This is a genomic window from Histophilus somni 2336, assembly GCF_000019405.1.
GTDB lineage: Bacteria > Pseudomonadota > Gammaproteobacteria > Enterobacterales > Pasteurellaceae > Histophilus > Histophilus somni.
In genome coordinates, this window is sequence record NC_010519.1 from 2,166,182 (window position 1) to 2,186,348 (window position 20,167).

Consider the following 20,167-nt stretch of genomic DNA (forward strand, 5'->3'; position numbering starts at 1 on the left):
AATAAGGAAGCATCTATGAAATATATCACTTCTAAACATGTATTTTTTGACTATCTAAATGAAAATGAATTTGTTATTGGGATAGGTAGTAACCAAGAAATTACAAACAACAAAGATTATTTTAATAATTGTCTAAATTTATGTTATTTTTGTATAAATCCTAAGAGCATTTCTGAAATATTATCTTTTATAAAAGATAATAATATAGACATTCTATATTTCGATAAAATGAAGAAAATGAAGTTTATTACAAAAGAAATAATAGACTTCAATGATAGATACAGTAGAAATCATTTATACTATAATGCATTAGGATATAAAATATATGATATACAAAATAAAATATCTAAATCTCATATTCTTATTGTTGGTGCAGGAGGCATAGGAAATATTTGCTCCTATTTATTAGGAACAATAGGAATTAAGAAGTTAAGTATCATTGATGATGATATAGTTGAGGAATCTAATCTAAACAGACAGTTCTTATTTCGAGAGAAAGACATAAACAAAAATAAAGTAGAAACAATAAAAAGAGAGTTATTATCTATTCGGAAAGATATTATTATTGATATTTTCCCAGAGAAATTAAATAAATCTATTTTAGATAAAATATCACAAATAGATTTAGTTATTTGTTCAGCAGATGATGAGTATTGTATAGATATGATTAATGAATTTTGCTGTTTTAATAAAATTCCTCTAATTAACGTAGGTTACCTCAATGATATTTCTGTTATCGGACCATTCTACATTCCAAAGTTAGAATATAGCTGTTGTTTATGTTGTGATAAGTCTATATATTTAGAAAATGATGTTATAGATGAAAAAGTGAAGAAAATTAAATCAGTTACGAAAGCACCATCTACTATCATTAATAATTTCTTTGCTAGTGCTATGCTTGGTTCAGAACTTATTAAATTCTTTGCACGCGATTACAAATCAATGCAAAGTATTAATTCTGTAATAGGAATTCACAATAAGAATTTTAAGTATGAAGAAATTAAGTTAGCCAAAAATTATAATTGCAAATATTGTGGAGTAAATAATGAGACACTATGAAAAAATCATCACTAGCTGTGTATCTACCTCTGCAACCCGTATGCTGATTGGGGCGGTCTCCACAGTTTATATGCTTGTATCAGGCATTAATTTATATGAAGTTGGGTTAATTAAAAGCACTCAGGCTATTTTGATTTTTGTGCTGGGATTTGCAGTCGGCATTCTGTCAGACCGAATAGAACGAAAATGGCTACATATTACCGCCTTAATTTTTTCGACTTTTTGGCTCTATTTTTTCTACCTTGCGGGTTTATACAAGAGCTTTAACCTCTTTTTATTAGCAGAAATCCTCAATGCGATTTCTCTCTGTATTTATCAAAACAATACCAATGCTTATTTAGTAGATCAGTTTTATCACGAGCAACCGAAAGGTGAACTCAGTCTTGCCTTAGGAAAATTAGGAAAATGGGAGTTTTCCTTGATGGCATTTTCTGCTTTATTAGGAGGGGGCTTATACTCTACGCTATCAGAGAACCTCTTTTTATTAACAACGATTATTATGTCGATCGTTACAGTCGCTTCCTTTATTTTGCTTCCCAAGGTGAGCAGGAGAGCTACACATAAGACTCTACCATTTATTCAAAAGCAGGACTTTTTAATTCTTATACGTAAATTCAGTCGCTACAAACAAGCTATTTTCTTATTTGTGGTGCTAAGCCTCTATTTTCAAATTATCATTCAATATTGGCAAGCAGTTGTTTACGCCATAAACAAATCAGAGCAGAATGGACTTATTCTAGGAGGGATGCTATTTTTGATGTTTATGGTACAATCTTGGGCAGGAAAAGCAATTGAGGTAAAATATCCATTCAGTCGCTTAACCCTTGCCTTAAGCTTTCTCAGTAGTATGGTGTTATCCTTTTTTGCAGAACGGTGGCAATCGGTCTTCTTTTACACAATCGCCATTTGCTTAGCATTATTTGTGGTACGATATACAGTGATTCAAACCGACACAGAGCTACATAGACATTTACTCTCTCGCTTTAGAGCAAAATACGATATGCTACTCAACTCATTAGTGAGAATTTTAACCGCTGTAGTCTTACTGATCATTGGTTATATAAGCAATCTTTATGGTATACAAGCCATTCAAATCATTGGATTAATAATTGCTATCATATTTACCCTTTTTGCATTAATAACTTCACAAAATGTAAAATAGAAAAAACTTAACCCATTGTTTAAGATGAGAAAATGGATGTTTTTATAGTCTATTTTTTAATCTAAATGAGGAGTGAATATGAAAAAATATTCTAGCACCAGTATTGCATTATTACAACAATAAGTATATTCAAGTGAAAGTGTGTCCTATGAAATACAGAACGCAGTTCTTGAATTAAATTAGGTTAACTTAAAAACGGTATAAACCTATGTAATCAGTTATCATATTAAAGATATTAGCTCGTTGGGTTTATTCCAAACCAATGAGTTTTTTCACAGTAAATTTCTTTATGTAGTTTTAGATTCCTACTATAACGGGGTTTACATTGAATAGATATCCATCAAAATTAGTGTCCTCTACATCGGATAGTTCAAGCAATTTAGTTTTAACATTTTCTAGATGTTGCCACATTGCTTTACGTGCCAAAGCAGGATTTTTGCGCTGAATCGCATTTAAAATCGTTTCATGATCTTTAATCCATAAGTGATGGAGATCATTATGTATGATACGCGAATGAAGCTGTGTCCACATAGCATTATTAAAACGATATTTCCAAAGTTGCTCTTGAGTTTGAATAAGGACATCGTTTCCAGTAATTTCGGCAAGAGCAAGATGGAATTCTTTGTCAGCACTGCAGTCATCAATATTTTGAGCAAATAATTCCTTTTCTTTATCAAGAATTTGCCTAAGTCGTAAAATATCTTGTTTGGTAACCTGTTGTGCAGCAAATTCAGCAATACTGCTTTCTAACAACTGTCGTGCTTGAAGTAGTTCAAATGGGCCTACATCTCTTAGCTTATTATCCGCTTCTTCTTGAAGAAGATCTGGGATTTTTATGACGTATATTCCGGATCCTTTTCTTACTTCAATAATCTTTTCCACTTCCAACATTACTATCGCTTCCCTTACGATAGTTCTACTTACTTCAAATCTTTCAGAAATATTTCTCTCGGTAGGTAGCTTATCGCCTATTTTGTATTTTCCTTGAGAAATTTCCTCTTTAAGTATTTTTCCTATTTTTGTGTAAGTTCTAGAATTATTTTGCATAAATCCTCGCGATATTGGCACGCCAAAATAAATTTATGTGATCAATATCACAATTATAGAAAATTGGAATACCAAAAAATATACTTTGATGTTACTGTCTGTTCATAAAATATCATTGACGACATTAAATGTCGATTAACTTTGTTAAAGAGGGAAACATTATGAGCAAATACGTAAGATCAGTTTGTCTCGTGGAACCTAAGAAGGTTGATATAAAGACCGTGTTGTATCCTAAAAAAGGTGAGTGTGATGTTCTGATCAAAGTAGAGAGTATAGGAATCTGCGGATCTGATATTGGTGCATTTAGAGGTACAAATCCGCTGGTAACTTACCCTAGAATTTTAGGACATGAAATTGTTGGTACAGTCATTGAAGCTGGTGTTGGTATGCCAAAAAATATTAATATAGGTGATCGTGTAATTCTCGAACCTTACATTTATTGTGGACATTGCTATCCTTGTTCAATCAGTAGAACAAATTGCTGTGAGGCACTAAAAGTTTTGGGGGTACATATTGATGGAGCAATGCAAGAAATTGTTAGACATCCAGCTCATATGCTTATTAAAGCACCTGATATACCGATACATGAACTGGCTTTAGCAGAACCTTTAACTATTTCATTACATGCAATTCGTAGAACCAAAGTAAAAGCCGGTGAACACGTTGCTATCATCGGTGCAGGTGCGATTGGACTGATGGCCGCATTAGTTGCCAAAGCTTATGGTGCGACACCAATTTTAATTGACATTTTAGACAAGCGATTAGATTACGCAAAATCTATTGGCATTCCAAATATAATTAACCCGGCAAAAGAAAATGATCTTGAAGCTATTAAATCCATTACTAACGGAAGAATGGCTGAGGTTGTTATTGAAGCGTCAGGAGCAAATATTGCTGTACAAAATACGCTTAAATATACTTCTTTTGCAGGACGTATTGCTTTAACTGGATGGCCGAAAAATGAAACGCCACTACCAACTAATTTAATTACCTTCAAAGAACTTAACATTTATGGAGCAAGAACAAGCAAGGGGGAATTTGAAGAAGCATTAAAACTTTTAGAATCCAGAAAGATTGAACCGAAGAATATTATTAGTAAGGTAATTACATTTGATGAAATTCCTCACTACATCGAAGAGCTTTCAGAAAATCCTGATGATTATTTAAAAATCATTGCTGTATTTTAAGTCTTAACTAACCTATGAGGTAATAATTATGAAACTCAAAAAATTAACTAAAGTATTAGTTGTTGCAGGCTTAGTATTTAGTAGTTCGGCATTTGCTAAAACTGTAATTAAAATCGGACATTTTAATTCCGATATGCACCCGTCAAATATTGTATTAAACGAAGTTTTCAAGAAAACCGTTGAAGAAAAAACGCAAGGTCGCTATGAAATTCGTATTTTCCCAAATAATCAATTGGGCGGCGAAGATCAAATCGTAAATGGCTTACGCAATGGTACGATTGAAGGTGGAATTACCGGCTTATTGTTACAAAATGTGGATCCTATTTTTGGTGTGTGGGAAATGCCGTATTTATTTAAAGACAATGTTGAAGCGAAAAAGGTATTGGAATCTCCGATTGCAAAAGAAATTGGCGATAAAATGGAACAATACGGTATTAAATTATTGGCTTACGGCATGAACGGTTTTCGTGTGATTTCGTCCAATAAAAAATTGGAAAAATTCGATGATTTCAAAGGATTACGTTTAAGAGTGCCATTGAATTCCTTGTTTGTGGATTGGGCAAAAGCAATGAATATTAACCCGCAAAGCATGCCTTTAAGTGAAGTCTTTACTGCATTAGAGCAAAAAGTGATTGATGGCCAAGAAAATCCATATATGTTGCTCAAAGATTCCGGTTTGTATGAAGTACAAAAATACATTATCCAAACTAACCATATTTTCTCACCGGGATTATTGCAATTAAGCTTGAAAACTTGGAATAAAATGTCAAAAGAAGATCAAGAAATTTTCTTAGAAGCGGCTAAATTATATCAAGAGAAAGAATGGGAATTAGCGATGAAGATGGAACAAGATGTTAAAGACTTCTTCCATAAAAACGGTAAAGAAGTAATTATTCCGTCCGAGCAGTTTAAAGCAGATATGTTGAAAGCCTCTGAAACACTTTATCAAAATTTTTATCAAAAATATGATTGGGCAAAAGGCGTGATTGAAAAAATTCAAGCCGCTAAATAATTGAACTCATAGGCTGTTTGTTAGCAAACAGCCTTTTTCCTATCGCTTTTTAGGAGATAAAACAATGAAATTTTCTACCGCACTTGACCGCACTTTAAAGATGTTGGCAGTGATTGCATTAGTGACAATGATTTTATTGGTCTTTTTTAATGCCATGCTACGTTATTTTTTCGATTCAGGTATTGCTTGGTCGGAAGAATTTGCTCGAATTTGTTTCGTCTATATGATTTTTTTAGGCATTATCTTAGTTGCCAAAGAAAGAGGGCATTTGACTGTTGATATTGTGATTTCTTATTTACCTGCATACGTACAGATGTATGCCTTATTTTTTGCTGATATATTAGTGTTGCTTGCCTTATCTTTTATTACTTATGGTGCATATCAATTAATGTTGCTGACTTATACACAAAAAATGCCCGCAACGGAAATTTCTACCGCATTTTTATATTTAGCAGCTGTGATTTCTTCCTTATCTTATTTTCTCGTGGTTTTTACCAATTTATGGAAACATTTAAAACTGGCATTTAGAGGAGGGAAAGCATGATGTTAGGATTATTTTTAGGTAGTTTATTCCTATTTTTATTTCTTGGTGTGCCAGTAGCGTTATCAATGTTACTGAGTGCCAGTTTTATGTTATGGCATATGGATATGTTTGATACTCAATTAATTGCTGAAAACTTTGTAATGGGTACTAATAACTTTCCCTTAATGGCAATTCCATTTTTTATGCTGACTGGTGAAATTATGAAATACGGCGGTATTTCTGAGCGGATTATCAATTTTGCTATGAGTATGGTAGGACATATTAAAGGAGGATTAGGTTACGTAGTGATTATTTCAGGTTTAATCTTTGCTGGGTTATCTGGTTCTGCTGTAGCAGACACCGCAGCGTTAGGTGCAATTTTAATTCCAATGATGGTAGCTAAAAAATATGATGTTGCTCGTTCTACAGGTTTAGTTTGTGCGGCAGGAATTATTTCGGTGGTCATTCCTCCAAGTATTCCAATGATTGTATATGGAATTACCGCAGGTGCATCCATTACCAAATTATTTATGGGTGGCACGGTTCCTGGATTATTAATGGTTACAGGATTGTGGTTAATGTGGAAATTTTTATATCGTAATCACGAAGAAAATATAAAACCGAAACAATCTGGTGCAGAACGCTGGCAAGCTTTTAAAAAAGCTTTTTTCCCATTATTGTTACCGGTCATTATCATTGTTGGGTTGCGTGGCGGTATTTTTACTCCAACAGAAGCAGGTGTAGTTGCGGCGATTTATGCGGGATTGGTTAGTCTTGGCTATCGCAGTTTAAATAAAGAAAATTTAATCGAAGTCTTTTTAAATACGATTAAAACTACTTCAATGGTGATGTTTGTTGCGGCCGCGGCGATGATTTCTGCATTTGCAATCACGGTTGCTCAAATTCCAACGGAGTTGGTGCAATTTATCAAAGGATTAACTGACAATTCAACGGTATTAATGTTGGTTATTATGATTTTCTTATTACTCGTTGGTTGTGTAATGGATTTAATTCCTGCAGTATTAATTTTTGTACCCGTATTATTGCCAGTATTGAGAGCTTACAATATCGATATTGCTTATTTTGGTATTATGATGGTGATTAACTTATCGATTGGCTTAATCACACCTCCAGTGGGAACGGTACTTTATGTTGGTTCGGGAATTGCTAAACTTGGCATAAGTAAAATTAGTAAGGGAATTTCGCCGTTTTTGTTAGTTTATGTTGCTATTTTAATGTTGATGGTGTTCTTTCCTGATGTTGTGATTGTACCAATGAATTGGTTATCTTAGTGGTGCTTATTATATCCATTGTTATAAAGACAAAGTTGTCGTAATGACAGAAGCTGGCAATATGAATAAAGCGATATTTTGTAATAAAAATAACGTATAAATCGCAATTTTTACAAATTGATTTGACAGAAAAGATATTCGGGTGTAAAACATTTTTTACATTTCATTAACATTTTGGAACGTTTTATGCTCACCATTCATCATACGAGTGAACAATCACTTCTCTGTGAAATTGCTCCTCCTGCTGAACTTGCCAAGCAACAGCGAATTTGGCAAATTGCAGAGCAGGCTCGGCAACTTGCCAATGTGCAAGAAGTAGTGGTTGGTATGAATAATTTTACTGTCTATTACGATTTATTTGCAGATAGTCAACCATTAATTGAAAGCCTGCAATCATTGTGGGAAAATTATCAACCACAATCAGTTAAAACACCACGCTGTATTGAGATTCCAGTGCATTATGGTGGCGAGTTTGGTGAAGATTTATTTGATGTAGCACAATTTCACCAAACTACGCCAAAAGAAATTATTCGCCGTCATACCGAACCTGTTTACACTGTGTTTATGATCGGTTTTCAAGCTGGATTTCCTTATCTAAACGGGTTACCTGAAAATCTTTATACACCAAGACGTGATATACCTCGTACTAAGGTGCCTGCAGGCTCCGTCGGCATTGGCGGTAGTCAAACAGGAATTTATCCTTTTACCTCACCGGGTGGCTGGCAGTTGCTCGGGCGTACTGATTTAGCACTATTTGATATTCAACAATCTCCACCAACACTATTAAGTGCGGGTGATAATGTCCGTTTTGTTGCAGAGAGTATTCAACTATGATCTACATTAAACAAATACAAGGTTTTGCTCATATTCAAGATTTAGGTCGTTATGGCTTTCGTTCTCTCGGTATTGGACACAGCGGTGCAATGGATTCTTTGGCTTTACAAGCAGGCAATTTATTACTAAAAAATGCAAATAACGCTCCAGCAATAGAAATTACGCTTGGTGGAATGAGTTTGACATTTGATTGCGATACTCCATTTTGTTTTACTGGTGCATTAGTAGAGGCTGAACTGGATGGCGTGCCTGTATTTTCCTACTTTCGTTATACTGCCAAAGTGCGTCAAACTTTAACGCTTAAACGTATTATAAAAGGTAATTATACTTATCTTTGCGTTGCTGGCGGTTTTCTTGTACCACAGGTGCAAGGCTCAGCCAGTACTGATCTTAGAGCGCAATTTGGGGGGTATCAGGGGCGTATGTTAAGAGCGGGGGACTGTATTCCCACCGTTTTGCGTGATATACAGTTATCATTTCTCAGCATTGAACCAATTGATTTTACTCATAAGATTGGGACGACACTTTCGTCTGAATATGAGGCATTTACTACTGAAAGTCGTGAGCGTTTCTTCCAACAGAGATGGGTTCTACAAAATAACAGCAGTAGAATGGGCTACCGTTTTGCAGAAAATTCGTTAAAACTGACCGCACCTCTTGAAATGCTTTCCTATGCGGCACCTGCTGGCACAGTGCAAGTGCCACCTGATGGGCAACCTATTGTACTAATGGCAGATGCACAAACTACAGGAGGTTACCCTAAAATTGCTTGCGTGATTAGTGCTGATCTTGGAAGACTTGCTCAGACATCGATTGGCAGTGCGGTGCAGTTTGAATTATTAAGCCGAAAACAGGCGGTGGCACGTTTTAAACAAGATCAGAACTATTTAGAGGATATTCGGAGAAAGGTAAATGAAACAGATTGATTTAAATGTAGATCTTGCTGAGGGCTGTGCCAACGACCAGCAACTTTTACAGCTTGTCAGTTCAGCAAATGTTTGCTGTGGATTACATGCGGGTGATTACAACGAAATACGCGAAGCGATTTTGTGGGCAAAAGAAAACGATGTACGAATTGGAGCACACCCTAGTTTTCCTGATCGTGAAAATTTTGGTAGAACCAATATGCAATTGCCAGATGATGAGCTTAAGGCTTGTTTATTTTATCAACTTGGGGCAGTCAAAGCATTATGTGATGCGTCTGGTGTGACGATGGAATATGTAAAGCCTCACGGAGCATTATACAATATGGCAGCGAAAGATCCTCATTTAGCCGCACTTATTGCAGAAACAGTGAAAAGTGTTGATCCTTCGCTTAAGTTAATGGGGCTTTCTGGCAGTATCATGCTGACCGTTGCTGAACAGCACGGTCTAGCGACTATCTCTGAGGTCTTTGCTGATCGACATTACCTTGCTGATGGTTCACTTGTGCCTCGTACTCGTGATGATGCAATGGTTGAGAACGATGAGGAGGCTATTTCTCAAGTGTTACAAATGGTGCTTGAAGGTACTGTTCCAACTGTTGATGGCGGTAATGTGGCAATTAAAGCAGACAGCATCTGTTTACATGGTGATGGTGAACATGCAGTCGTATTTGCAACGCGTATTCGCAGAGAGTTAAAGGAGAAAGGGATTTTGGTTACAAGTTCAATTTAGTAAGAATTTTACTAAAAATAGGAATAGATGTTATTTGTTCTAGTCGCCTTTCTTTTGGTTGTTTTTCTTTTACAAAGCAAAGAAAAATAGCCTTGATTTCTAAAACAAAACATAAGGAAAACACAATGTCAAACAATAACCGCAGTGCCCTTATTGGAGCGGCATTTTTAATGGCGACTTCAGCCATTGGACCGGGTTTCTTAACCCAAACAGCGACATTTACCCAAAACTTATTTGCCAGTTTTGGGTTTGTGATTTTGCTCTCTATTTTGCTTGATATCGGGGCTCAATTAAATATTTGGCGAATTATTGCCGTTTCCGAAAAGAAAGCCCAAGATGTTGCTAATGCAGTATTGCCGGGTGCGGGGTATTTTCTCGCATTGCTTATTGTGATGGGTGGCTTAGCGTTTAATATTGGTAATGTGGGTGGTGCAGGCTTAGGTTTGAATATTCTTACTGGAGTATCTCCTGAAAAGGGAGCAATTATCAGCGGTATTATTGCTGTTGGTGTATTCCTATTTCGTGAAGCTGGTAAAGTAATGGATAGATTTGCTCAAATTATGGGGTTTGTGATGATCGCCTTGACTGTCTTTGTGGCAGTAAAAGCCAACCCACCTATCGCTGATGCCGTTGTTCACACTTTCTTACCTGAAAAATTAGATGTTATTGCGATTGTCACCCTTGTGGGAGGTACAGTTGGTGGCTACATTACTTTTGCCGGAGCTCACCGTTTATTAGATGCGGGCATTAAAGGAAAAGAAAACTTAAAAGAAGTGAGCAGAAGTTCTGTTTCTGCAATCTTAATTGCTTCCATTATGCGTGTGGTGCTGTTCCTTGCGGTATTGGGTGTTGTTTCAATGGGTGTCCAACTGGATCCAAAAAACCCAGCCTCAACACCATTTGCTTACGTTGCCGGTAATGTCGGGTTAATGATTTTCGGTATCGTAATTTGGGCTGCATCTATTACCTCTGTGATTGGTGCGGCGTATACCTCTGTATCTTTCATTACCTCATTTTCACCATTCATCGAAAAACACAAAAATTGCTTTATCGTGGCATTTATCGTGATTTCTACCGTTGTGCTTGCTACCATAGGCAGACCAGCCCAAGTGCTAGTGTTCGTAGGAACATTAAATGGTTTAATTTTACCCATCTCACTCGGTTTAGTCTTATTAGCAGCTTATAAAACAAATATTGTTGGTAACTATAAACACCCTATTTGGATGACAATTGCAGGGACTATTGTTGTCGTAAGCATGGCAATTTTAAGTATTATAACTCTCTCAAAATATGTTTTGGGGCTGTTTACTTAATTGATTTAAGGCGATGATAGCAATTTTCGGTTTCTCTTTACTTGGAAGAGAAACCTTTTTCCATTATGATCTTGTCTAAATTTAACGTTGCTGTGTAAACATATATTGCAAATGTATAAAAATCTATCCTTACTTTTACTTGATGATTTGTTCGATTTAGAATTAGTTGCGGGTCTTACTCAATGTGAGAAAGGTAATTACCTTGATTCTATGGTAGATAGACAACAAGGAATGAGTGGCTATATGTTACAATTAACTACTTTTGGTACAGGCATTATTTTTGATGGTAAACATTCTTTTTCCACTCATCGAGGACAATTGCTACTATTCACACCAAGTGCGGTTCAACATTATCACAGACATCCAGAAAGTCAGTATTGGCACTATAAATGGATCTATTTTTTACCAAACCCAAAATGGAATAAATGGTTAAATTGGTCAAATATGGAGGAAAAAATAGGGCGTATTACCATTGGTGATGACCGCTACTTTCAGGAAATCAGTCAGCTTTTCAGCAAAATTGAAGTCGAATTGAAATCAAGTAAATTTTTTAAAGAAGATGTAGCCACCAGTCTATTAGAATACTTACTTATGAAAAGTATTTCCGCCGAGAAAATTGAAGTTATTCCAGTAATTGATCAGCGTATTTTAAATGTTTGTGATTTAATTTTGACCAATTTGGCTAAAAATGACAGCTTAGAAGCACTAGCAAAAAAAGTATTTTTATCGCCATCAAGATTATCTCACCTTTTTAAACAATCTTTGGGTATTGGCTTAGTGCAATGGAGAGAAGTACAGCGTATTTCCGAAGCTAAAAAATTACTTTATTTCTCTAACATTTCTATCTCAAATATTGCTAAATCTTTAGGCTATGAAGATTCTCTCTACTTTTCGAAAATTTTCAAAAAACACACCGCACTGTCTCCGTCTAAATTTAGAACTTTAGAAAGATGTAAAAACAATGAAATGTGATCCAGATCTCACTTTACTTTGTATAGCAGAATTTTCCATATTGATAAAAAAAAGTTACCTATTTTTCCCTCACACAAAAGCATAAGATAAAAATGGCTTTAATAGTATGGTTTCTATTAGAGAGGTAATATCAAGCTTTTTATACGATATTCAATTAAAGGACTTCTTATTTTATGAGGGAAGAATAATGAAAAAACTCACTTTAAAACATACATTATTTTCAGGTATTTTAGCACTGACTTGTTATGGTTCAGTTCTTGCTAATGACGTAGTTAATATTTCTAAAATTGACGGTATGCCATGGTTTAATCGTATGGCAGAAGGTGTTGTACAAGCAGGTAAAGATAACAATATTAATGCTTATCAAGTTGGACCATCAAATACAGATGCTCCACAGCAAGTGAAATTAATTGAGGATTTAATTGCAAAGAAAGTCAGTGCTATTTCAATTGTACCTAATGATGCAAATGCCTTAGAACCAGTGCTGAAAAAAGCCAAGCAAAATGGTATTGTTGTTTTGACGAATGAATCTGTAGGTCAGCCAAGTGCAGATTGGGATATTGAAATTATTGATAATGCCCAGTTTGCTGCCGATTATGTTGAAGAAGTCGCTAAAGCAATGGGCGGTAAAGGCGGATATGTTATTTATGTCGGTGGTTTAACCGTACCTCAACATAATTTATGGGCAGATCTATTTGTAAAATACCAGAAAGAACATTATCCAGATATGTTTGAAGTAACCAGCAGAATGCCTGTTGCAGAAAATATCAATGATGCTCGCCGTACCACAATTGATTTAGTCAAAGCTCACTCTGACTTAAAAGCAGTAGTCTCTTTCGGTTCACAAGGTCCTATCGGTGCCGGTTTAGCCGTTAAAGAAAAACGCTTGAAAAATAAATTAAATGTTTTCGGTATGATGATTCCTTCTCAAGCTGCAAATTTAATTAAGAGTGGTGATATTACGATGGGTATTACCTACGATCCAGCAAGTGCGGGTTATGCTCTTGCTGCAGTTGCTGCCAAAGTGTTGAAAGGTGAAAAAATCGAAGATGGTTTAGAACTCCCTAATGTCGGTAAAGCCAAAGTGGATACAGAGAAAAAACTCCTCCAATTCCATAATGTACTTAAAGTAACCAAAGATAATATCGACAACTTATATTAATCTATATTGAATATGGGTTCTTTCTGAACCCATATTTCTCTCAGGAGGCTTTATGGCATTTATTTTGATGCAAAATATCAATAAGACATTCCACGGTGTAAAAGCCTTAAATCAAGTTAATCTCTCTTTAGATTATGGAGAAGCTCTCTGCCTTGCCGGACAAAATGGTTGTGGAAAATCCACGCTAATCAAAATCCTCTCAGGTGTTTATCAACCGGATAAAGGGGCTGAAATTCAAATTGGTGCGAGCAAATATACCAAACTGACGCCACAAGCTTCTATTGAACAGGGAATTCAAGTAATCTATCAAGATTTAGCCCTTTTTCCTAATTTAACTGTCGCTGAAAATATTGCAATAAATTTACATCGAAAATTAGGTTGGGTCAGCCAATCAGAAATTTATCAAGTTGCATTAAACGCAATACAAAGCATTAATGCAGATTTAGATCTCAATGCTATTTTAGAAGATTTACCAATTGCACAGCAACAATTAGTCGCTATTTGTAGAGCTCTTGCACAAAATGCCCGACTGTTAATTATGGATGAGCCAACAGCATCTCTTACAGCGAAAGAAGTACAAGATCTGCTAAAAGTTGTACTCAAGTTAAAAAGTAAAGGCATTAGTATTATTTTTGTCAGTCATAAATTACAAGAAGTAATGAGTGTCTCTGATACCGTTTTAGTACTTAAAAATGGGAATATGGTTGGACAATACCCTATTAGTGAAATGGATGAAAAACGCTTAGGATTCTTAATGACAGGCTTGGAAATTGACTATAAACGGTTAGATTTGCCCGATTTTTCGCAAAATAGAACCGTTTTAGAAGTTCAAAATTTAACTCTGCCTAACCAGTATGAATCCATTAATTTCTCATTAAGAGAAGGAGAAATTATTGCCTTGACCGGTTTACTCGGCTCAGGTCGGACGGAACTGTGCCTTAGCTTATTTGGAATCACTCAACCTAAATCAGGTGATATTCTATTAAATGGTGAGAAGGTTATATTTCAAAACAACCGTGATGCTATCAAACAAGGAATTGCTTATGTTTCTGAAGATAGAATGACAACTGGTTTAATTATGACTGAATCCATACATCATAATATTATCTCTACTATTTTTCATAAAATCACCGATAAATTTAACATTATAAAATCATCAAAAGCCTATAATTATAGCCAGGAATTAATTGAATCTTTAAAAATTAAAGTAACGGATTCAGATTTGCCAGTAAATACACTTTCCGGTGGGAATGCCCAGCGGGTGTCTATCGCAAAATGGTTAGCAATAGATCCTAGAATTATTATTTTAGATGCTCCAACCATTGGGGTAGATATTGCGAATAAGGAAGGAATATTCCAAATTATTCGCACATTAGCACAAAAAGGTATCGCTGTTATTTTTGTGACCGATGAGGTAGAAGAAGCATACTACAACAGCCACAAAGTCATAGTAATGAAAAAAGGTAAAATTGTAGGTGAGATATTACCTATCTATACCACAGAAAAATCAATTGCGGAGGTTGTTTATGAAAATCACCAATAATCATATTTTATCTACGACAATTTTGATACTGGCAACCTTATTAAGTCTATTCACGAATGACTTCGCTACCATTGAGAATATCTATGATGTAGTCAATAACTATTCAATGCTAATGATTTTAGCTTGTGGGTTGTTTGTGGTGTTACTATCAGGTGGCATTGACATCTCATTTCCTGCTATCACCATTATTTCACAATACATTATGGTAACGGCTATAGGCAAATATGATATCGGTTTTTTCGGCGTATTTGCAGTATCATCCGCAATAGGTATCTTACTTGGTTTTATTAATGCTCTTTTTGTAAACCGCCTTAGTGTACCTTCAATTATTATCACCATCTCAACATTAAATATTTTCTACGGAGGACTACTCTATTTTACCAAGGGTGTTTGGTTATACGATTACCCTGAATGGTTCACCCAAGAATTGCTATTTTTCAAACAAACCTCGCAAGATGGTTTTGAATTCGGTTTATCTTTTCAAGCGATAATGGCGATTTTATCTATATTATTAACTTGGTTGATCACTAGCAGGTTAACAATAGGAAGAAAAATTTATGCCCTTGGTGGAAACCAAGATGCCACCTCTCGTATTGGTTTTAATATTTTATTCCTTCACCTATTTGCTTACGGCTATATGGGATTTATGGCTGGAATGGCAGGTGTTGTGCAATCTTATACAGTGCAGTCTGTTGCCCCTGACTCTCTACTTGGTTACGAATTAATTGTACTAGCAGCCGTTGTTTTAGGGGGTGCAAGTTTATCTGGAGGAAAAGGGACATTATTTGGCACCGTAATGGGAGTAATGTTACTAGCAATTATTCAAAATGGGCTGAACCTTATGAATGTATCCTCGTATTGGCAAACGATAATTACCGGTATCATTATCATCTTAAGTATTAGTGCTACTGCATTAGGGCAATTGAAAAAACAAGGAGTATAACGATGAGAAGCAAATTTGATCATACTATTTTTTATCTGTTGGCTCTTTTTATTATTACTGTTATTGCCTTTAGTATTTTAATTCCAGATATTTTTTGGTCTGTGAGTAACTTTCAATCAATGGCATCGCAAATTCCAGTCTTAGGAATTTTAACTCTTGCAATGGCATTACCTATGCTTACGGGAGGAATAAATCTTTCTATTATTGCCAGTATGAATGCTTGTTCATTAATTATTGCTTGTTTTATTACGAAGCATGCAGGGATTTCTTGGCTATTTCTATCTATTGTATTAAGCTTTTTATGTGCATTAATTATTGGGGTGATCAATGGTGCACTGATTGCTATTATCCGAGTTTCACCGATTCTAGCCACGTTAGGCACAATGACATTAATTAATGGCATAAATATATTAGTAACAAATGGTTCAACGGTTGCTGGCTTTCTAGAAATAATACTGAGTATTAATACCTCAACTTTTTTATGGTTGCCACTGCCTATTCTGATTTTTTTATTCCTTGCTGGACTTGTTTGGTTTTTCTTAGAAAAAACTTCTATGGGTAAAGCGGTTTATTTTATCGGCAATAATGAAAAAGCCACATATTACTCTGGCATTAATACCAAGAAAGTTCTAATTTGGATATATATTATCTCCTCTGTACTCTGTGTATTCGCAGCCCTTTTAATGATGTCTAAACTCAACTCAGCCAAAGCATCGTATGGAGATTCTTACTTGCTCATTTCCATTTTAGCGGCAGTACTAGGTGGATTTAATCCTGATGGCGGCAAAGGAAAACTTATCGGCATTATGTTGGCTCTTGTATTACTACAGGTTATTGAAAGTGGATTAAATATGTTAGGTATCAGTAGTTATATTACGATGATTTTATGGGGTAGCTTATTACTACTGTTTATATTCTTACAAAAAAATCGTCTTTTCCTATTAAAAAACTAAGGGATGTACGTTATGCAAAATGAAAAACAGCTTATTGAACAAGGTAATATCGTTATTGGTATTGAATTAGGTTCAACCCGAATTAAGGCAGTATTAATTACCTCAGATGGTACTATTTTAGCAACGGGTGGAGCAGATTGGGAAAATAGGTTAATTGAAGGAGTTTGGACATACCATCAGCATGAGATATGGGAAAAACTACAAGCGGCGTATGTAGATTTGAGTAAGACTGTAAAAGCAAAATATCACACCACAATTCGTACTGCAAAAGCACTGGGAATTAGTGCAATGATGCACGGTTATTTGCCTTTTGATAAACAGGGAAATCAGCTGGTGCCTTTTAGAACATGGCGAAACAATATAACTTTAAAATCATCGGAAAAATTAACCGCACTTTTTCAATATCCAATTCCTCAACGTTGGAGTATTGCCCATTTATACCAAGCATTACTCAATAAAGAACCGCATTTATCTGAAATTGATTATATTACAACTCTCTCAGGTTATGTGCATTGGCAACTAACCGAGAACAAAGTTTTAGGAATTGGAGACGCTTCTGGTATGTTCCCGATAGATACTGAGATACAATCATACAATAAAACTATGCTGACTCAATTTGATCAGGCTGTTATTGAATATCAGATGCCTTGGAGATTAGATGCCATTTTGCCAAAAGTATTAGTAGCTGGAGAACATGCGGGTAAATTAACTTTTAAAGGGGCTAAATTACTTGATCCAACAGGTAACTTACAGGCTGGTATTCCACTTTGCCCGCCAGAGGGTGATGCAGGCACAGGAATGATTGCAACCAATTGTATCAAAGAAAAAACAGGTAATATATCTGCTGGTACATCAGCATTTGCTATGATTGTTTTGGAAAAAGCCTTATCGAAAGTCTATTCAGAACTGGATATTGTAACTACTCCGGCAGGTAAACTAGTCGCAATGGCACATGCAAATAACTGTACTTCCGATATTAATGCTTGGATAAATTTATTCGGTGAATGTTTAGCTACTTTTGGTGTTTATGTGTGTATGGAAGAGCTATATGAAATGCTTTTTCTGCATGCTTTGCAAGGTGAGCCGGATTGTGGTGGATTACTATCTTACGGTTTTTATTCTGGCGAACATAATGTTGGTTTATCGGAAGGTTGTCCCGTTTTTTTGCATCCAACCAAAGCTCGTTTTAATTTGGCTAACTTTATGCGTACGCATTTTTATACTGCTTTTGGTGCAATGAAATTAGGAATGGATATTTTGATTAATCAAGAGAAAGTGGAAATTTCTCGTATTCTGGGGCACGGAGGTATTTTTAAAACTGAAGGGGTCGCTCAAAAAATATTGTCTTCTGCACTTAATATTCCTTTAGCAACTGCAAGCACAGCTTCAAATGGAGGAGCTTGGGGTATTGCACTACTGGCGAATTTTCTTACCATTTCTAAAAGATATAATTTAGAAGAATATTTAGATAATTGTATTTTCAACACAACTAAACTTAATCTTATTCAACCGGATAAAATAATGAGTGAAGGCTATGAACGATTTATGCAACGTTATAAACAAGGTATTTCAATTGTGGAAAGTGCACTTTTTTTGAATCAGTAAAGTTATAAGCACATAGAAAAAGCTTATGTTGTGACGGGCTGAATCGGTTGTAGAACATCTGCCCATAATTGGTTAATAATGTTACTTAACTGTTAGGGCAGATTGATTTTTACCTGTATGATTATGCAAAATATTGTGCTAGATCGTCACTTCCGCCAATATATTGCCCACCGATAAACACTTGTGGCACACTTGTTTTACCTGTGATTGCACGAACAGAAATTGTACTCGCATCACGACCCAGTATGATTTCTTCAAAGGTATAGCCCTTTTCTTTTAGCAATGTTTTTGCTTTTGCACAGAATGGACAGCCGGGTTTTGTGATGATGGAAACTGAAGGTTTTTCTGTCCAATTTGGGTTTAAGTATTTAATCATTGTGTCTGCATCAGAGACTTTAAATGGATCGCCAGGTTCTTGTGGTTCAATAAACATTTTTTCGACTACGCCATTTTTTACCAGCATAGAATAACGCCAAGAGCGTTTACCGAAACCAAGTTCTGTTTTATCAACAAGCATGCCCATACCGCTTGTGAATTCACCATTACCATCGGGAATTACTGTTACATTCTCGCTTTCTTGATCAGCTTTCCAAGCATTCATAACGAACGTATCGTTAACTGATACACAAATAATATCATCAACACCTAACGCTTTAAATTCACATGCAAGTTCGTTATAACGAGGTAAATGTGTTGCTGAACAAGTTGGAGTGAACGCACCCGGTAAAGAAAATAATACAACCGTTTTATTGTCAAACAAATCGGCAGTTGTAACATCAACCCATTGATCTCCTTGGCGTGTACGGAATGTTACTTGAGGAACTTTTTTTCCTTCCATAGTCATAATTTTTTCTCCTATATAAAGATTAGTTGATAAAAAATATGATTTTAAGTTTAAACTATGTTATAGTCAAAAACAATCAAAAAAAGTTATTTAATTGTTAATTTCTATGATAGGTGTACAGAATGAATATTCGAGATTTAGAATACCTAGTTTCTTTAGCTGAACATAAACATTTTCGTCGTGCTGCCGATGCTTGTTATGTTAGTCAACCTACTTTAAGTGGGCAAATCAGAAAATTAGAAGATGAGTTGGGTATCGTATTACTAGAGAGAACAAGCCGAAAAGTTTTATTTACTCAATCTGGGTTGCTTTTAGTCAAACAAGCTAAAACTGTTTTACGAGAAATAAAGCTATTGAAAGAAATGGCAAGTAATCAAGGTAAAGAAATGAATGGACCACTACATATGGGTGTCATTCCAACTATTGGACCCTATTTATTACCCTATATTGTTCCGGCACTAAAAAATACTTTTCCTGACCTAGAGCTATTTTTGTATGAAGCTCAAACGCAAAAGCTTTTAGAACAATTGGAAACAGGTCACTTAGATTGTGTCATATTGGCATCAGTTGATGAGGCTGAAGCCTTTATTGAAGTACCGATGTTTAATGAGAGAATGCTACTGGCAGTTTCAGACGAACACCCTTTATCAAAAGAAGATTCGATAAAAATGGATAAGCTGAAAGGATATGAAATGCTTATGCTGGATGATGGGCATTGTTTACGAAATCAAGCCTTAGATTACTGTTTTGCTGCTGGGGCAAAAGAAAATCAGAATTTTCGTGCCACAAGTTTAGAGACATTACGTAATATGGTATCTGCCAATACAGGTATTACTCTCATTCCTGAACTGGCACTCTTAAACGAAGGTTCGAGAAAAGGAATAAAATATCTGCCATGTTTCTCTCCTGAGCCATCTAGAGGTATTTCTCTTGTTTATCGTCCAGGCTCTCCTCTAAGAGGGCGATATGAGCGAATAGCCAATAAAGTTAGTGAAATAATAAAACCTTTACTAAATAATAGAAAAAACGGTAATTGAGGTATAACAGCTATATAATAGCT

The 20,167-nt window shown here is 35.5% G+C and carries 19 protein-coding genes; 17 read left to right on the top strand and 2 right to left on the bottom strand.

What is annotated here, in order from left to right; translation table 11 throughout:
- Positions 1-15 precede the first annotated feature (15 nt).
- A complete protein-coding gene (locus HSM_RS09865) occupies positions 16-1,059 on the top strand; it encodes a HesA/MoeB/ThiF family protein (RefSeq protein WP_012340994.1) in 1,044 nt (347 codons plus the stop codon).
- Complete coding sequence (locus HSM_RS09870; protein ID WP_012340995.1) at positions 1,046-2,221, top strand: MFS transporter; 1,176 nt, start codon at positions 1,046-1,048, stop codon at positions 2,219-2,221. The genes HSM_RS09865 and HSM_RS09870 overlap by 14 nt, the downstream gene beginning before the upstream one ends.
- A 297-nt stretch (positions 2,222-2,518) precedes the next feature.
- On the opposite strand, the gene HSM_RS09875 is transcribed toward HSM_RS09870, so the two are convergent.
- A complete protein-coding gene (locus HSM_RS09875) occupies positions 2,519-3,268 on the bottom strand; it encodes an FCD domain-containing protein (RefSeq protein WP_012340996.1) in 750 nt (249 codons plus the stop codon).
- A 161-nt stretch (positions 3,269-3,429) separates the two neighbouring features.
- Between HSM_RS09875 and HSM_RS09880 the strand changes: the two genes are divergently transcribed.
- The 14 genes from HSM_RS09880 to HSM_RS09945 all read left to right on the top strand — a co-directional run bounded on the left by HSM_RS09880 (position 3,430) and on the right by HSM_RS09945 (position 18,263).
- Positions 3,430-4,455: a zinc-dependent alcohol dehydrogenase gene (locus HSM_RS09880; RefSeq protein ID WP_012340997.1), complete on the top strand. Its 1,026-nt coding sequence runs from the start codon at positions 3,430-3,432 to the stop codon at positions 4,453-4,455.
- Positions 4,456-4,483: 28 nt separating this feature from the next.
- Positions 4,484-5,467, top strand: coding sequence for a TRAP transporter substrate-binding protein (locus tag HSM_RS09885; RefSeq protein ID WP_011608181.1), 984 nt, complete (start codon positions 4,484-4,486; stop codon positions 5,465-5,467).
- Positions 5,468-5,531: 64 nt separating this feature from the next.
- Positions 5,532-6,011, top strand: a complete 480-nt coding sequence (locus tag HSM_RS09890) for a TRAP transporter small permease (protein WP_012340998.1) — start codon at positions 5,532-5,534, stop codon at positions 6,009-6,011.
- Positions 6,011-7,282: a TRAP transporter large permease gene (locus HSM_RS09895; protein WP_041604454.1), complete on the top strand. Its 1,272-nt coding sequence runs from the start codon at positions 6,011-6,013 to the stop codon at positions 7,280-7,282. The genes HSM_RS09890 and HSM_RS09895 overlap by 1 nt, the downstream gene beginning before the upstream one ends.
- Before the next feature lie 186 nt (positions 7,283-7,468).
- Positions 7,469-8,116, top strand: coding sequence for a 5-oxoprolinase subunit PxpB (pxpB, locus tag HSM_RS09900; protein ID WP_011608184.1), 648 nt, complete (start codon positions 7,469-7,471; stop codon positions 8,114-8,116).
- Positions 8,113-9,042 (top strand): 5-oxoprolinase subunit C family protein, encoded by a 930-nt coding sequence (locus HSM_RS09905; protein WP_012340999.1) that lies wholly within the window; start codon positions 8,113-8,115, stop codon positions 9,040-9,042. The genes pxpB and HSM_RS09905 overlap by 4 nt, the downstream gene beginning before the upstream one ends.
- The gene (pxpA, locus tag HSM_RS09910) at positions 9,029-9,772 is read left to right on the top strand and encodes a 5-oxoprolinase subunit PxpA (protein WP_012341001.1); all 744 of its coding nucleotides are present in this window, start codon (positions 9,029-9,031) and stop codon (positions 9,770-9,772) included. Before HSM_RS09905 ends, pxpA begins: the two co-directional genes overlap by 14 nt.
- A 125-nt stretch (positions 9,773-9,897) precedes the next feature.
- Complete coding sequence (locus tag HSM_RS09915) at positions 9,898-11,085, top strand: NRAMP family divalent metal transporter (RefSeq protein ID WP_012341002.1); 1,188 nt, start codon at positions 9,898-9,900, stop codon at positions 11,083-11,085.
- Positions 11,086-11,196: 111 nt separating this feature from the next.
- Positions 11,197-12,057, top strand: a complete 861-nt coding sequence (gene araC / locus HSM_RS09920; RefSeq protein WP_012341003.1) for an arabinose operon transcriptional regulator AraC — start codon at positions 11,197-11,199, stop codon at positions 12,055-12,057.
- A 187-nt stretch (positions 12,058-12,244) separates the two neighbouring features.
- A complete protein-coding gene (locus HSM_RS09925; protein ID WP_011608189.1) occupies positions 12,245-13,219 on the top strand; it encodes a substrate-binding domain-containing protein in 975 nt (324 codons plus the stop codon).
- Between the two features lie 52 nt (positions 13,220-13,271).
- Complete coding sequence (locus HSM_RS09930; RefSeq protein ID WP_012341004.1) at positions 13,272-14,762, top strand: sugar ABC transporter ATP-binding protein; 1,491 nt, start codon at positions 13,272-13,274, stop codon at positions 14,760-14,762.
- Entirely contained in the window at positions 14,746-15,705 is a 960-nt protein-coding gene (locus HSM_RS09935) for an ABC transporter permease (protein WP_012341005.1), read from the top strand. The genes HSM_RS09930 and HSM_RS09935 overlap by 17 nt, the downstream gene beginning before the upstream one ends.
- Positions 15,706-15,707: 2 nt before the next feature.
- Positions 15,708-16,658, top strand: coding sequence for an ABC transporter permease (locus tag HSM_RS09940; RefSeq protein WP_012341006.1), 951 nt, complete (start codon positions 15,708-15,710; stop codon positions 16,656-16,658).
- A 12-nt stretch (positions 16,659-16,670) separates the two neighbouring features.
- Positions 16,671-18,263 (top strand): xylulokinase, encoded by a 1,593-nt coding sequence (locus HSM_RS09945; protein ID WP_012341007.1) that lies wholly within the window; start codon positions 16,671-16,673, stop codon positions 18,261-18,263.
- 121 nt (positions 18,264-18,384) lie between these two features.
- On the opposite strand, the gene HSM_RS09950 is transcribed toward HSM_RS09945, so the two are convergent.
- Positions 18,385-19,107, bottom strand: coding sequence for a glutathione peroxidase (locus HSM_RS09950; RefSeq protein WP_012341008.1), 723 nt, complete (start codon positions 19,105-19,107; stop codon positions 18,385-18,387).
- A gap of 122 nt (positions 19,108-19,229) precedes the next feature.
- On the opposite strand from HSM_RS09950, the gene oxyR reads away from it, so the two are divergent.
- On the top strand, positions 19,230-20,144 hold the full coding sequence (gene oxyR / locus HSM_RS09955; RefSeq protein WP_011608195.1) for a DNA-binding transcriptional regulator OxyR: 915 nt from the start codon (positions 19,230-19,232) through the stop codon (positions 20,142-20,144).
- Positions 20,145-20,167 lie beyond the last annotated feature (23 nt).

Coding starts and splice junctions, on each gene's coding strand:
- HSM_RS09865 (WP_012340994.1), top strand. CDS start 16: ATGAAATATATCACTTCTAAACATGTATTTTTTGACTATCTAAATGAA.
- HSM_RS09870 (WP_012340995.1), top strand. CDS start 1,046: ATGAGACACTATGAAAAAATCATCACTAGCTGTGTATCTACCTCTGCA.
- HSM_RS09875 (WP_012340996.1), bottom strand. CDS start 3,268: ATGCAAAATAATTCTAGAACTTACACAAAAATAGGAAAAATACTTAAA.
- HSM_RS09880 (WP_012340997.1), top strand. CDS start 3,430: ATGAGCAAATACGTAAGATCAGTTTGTCTCGTGGAACCTAAGAAGGTT.
- HSM_RS09885 (WP_011608181.1), top strand. CDS start 4,484: ATGAAACTCAAAAAATTAACTAAAGTATTAGTTGTTGCAGGCTTAGTA.
- HSM_RS09890 (WP_012340998.1), top strand. CDS start 5,532: ATGAAATTTTCTACCGCACTTGACCGCACTTTAAAGATGTTGGCAGTG.
- HSM_RS09895 (WP_041604454.1), top strand. CDS start 6,011: ATGTTAGGATTATTTTTAGGTAGTTTATTCCTATTTTTATTTCTTGGT.
- pxpB (WP_011608184.1), top strand. CDS start 7,469: ATGCTCACCATTCATCATACGAGTGAACAATCACTTCTCTGTGAAATT.
- HSM_RS09905 (WP_012340999.1), top strand. CDS start 8,113: ATGATCTACATTAAACAAATACAAGGTTTTGCTCATATTCAAGATTTA.
- pxpA (WP_012341001.1), top strand. CDS start 9,029: ATGAAACAGATTGATTTAAATGTAGATCTTGCTGAGGGCTGTGCCAAC.
- HSM_RS09915 (WP_012341002.1), top strand. CDS start 9,898: ATGTCAAACAATAACCGCAGTGCCCTTATTGGAGCGGCATTTTTAATG.
- araC (WP_012341003.1), top strand. CDS start 11,197: ATGTATAAAAATCTATCCTTACTTTTACTTGATGATTTGTTCGATTTA.
- HSM_RS09925 (WP_011608189.1), top strand. CDS start 12,245: ATGAAAAAACTCACTTTAAAACATACATTATTTTCAGGTATTTTAGCA.
- HSM_RS09930 (WP_012341004.1), top strand. CDS start 13,272: ATGGCATTTATTTTGATGCAAAATATCAATAAGACATTCCACGGTGTA.
- HSM_RS09935 (WP_012341005.1), top strand. CDS start 14,746: ATGAAAATCACCAATAATCATATTTTATCTACGACAATTTTGATACTG.
- HSM_RS09940 (WP_012341006.1), top strand. CDS start 15,708: ATGAGAAGCAAATTTGATCATACTATTTTTTATCTGTTGGCTCTTTTT.
- HSM_RS09945 (WP_012341007.1), top strand. CDS start 16,671: ATGCAAAATGAAAAACAGCTTATTGAACAAGGTAATATCGTTATTGGT.
- HSM_RS09950 (WP_012341008.1), bottom strand. CDS start 19,107: ATGACTATGGAAGGAAAAAAAGTTCCTCAAGTAACATTCCGTACACGC.
- oxyR (WP_011608195.1), top strand. CDS start 19,230: ATGAATATTCGAGATTTAGAATACCTAGTTTCTTTAGCTGAACATAAA.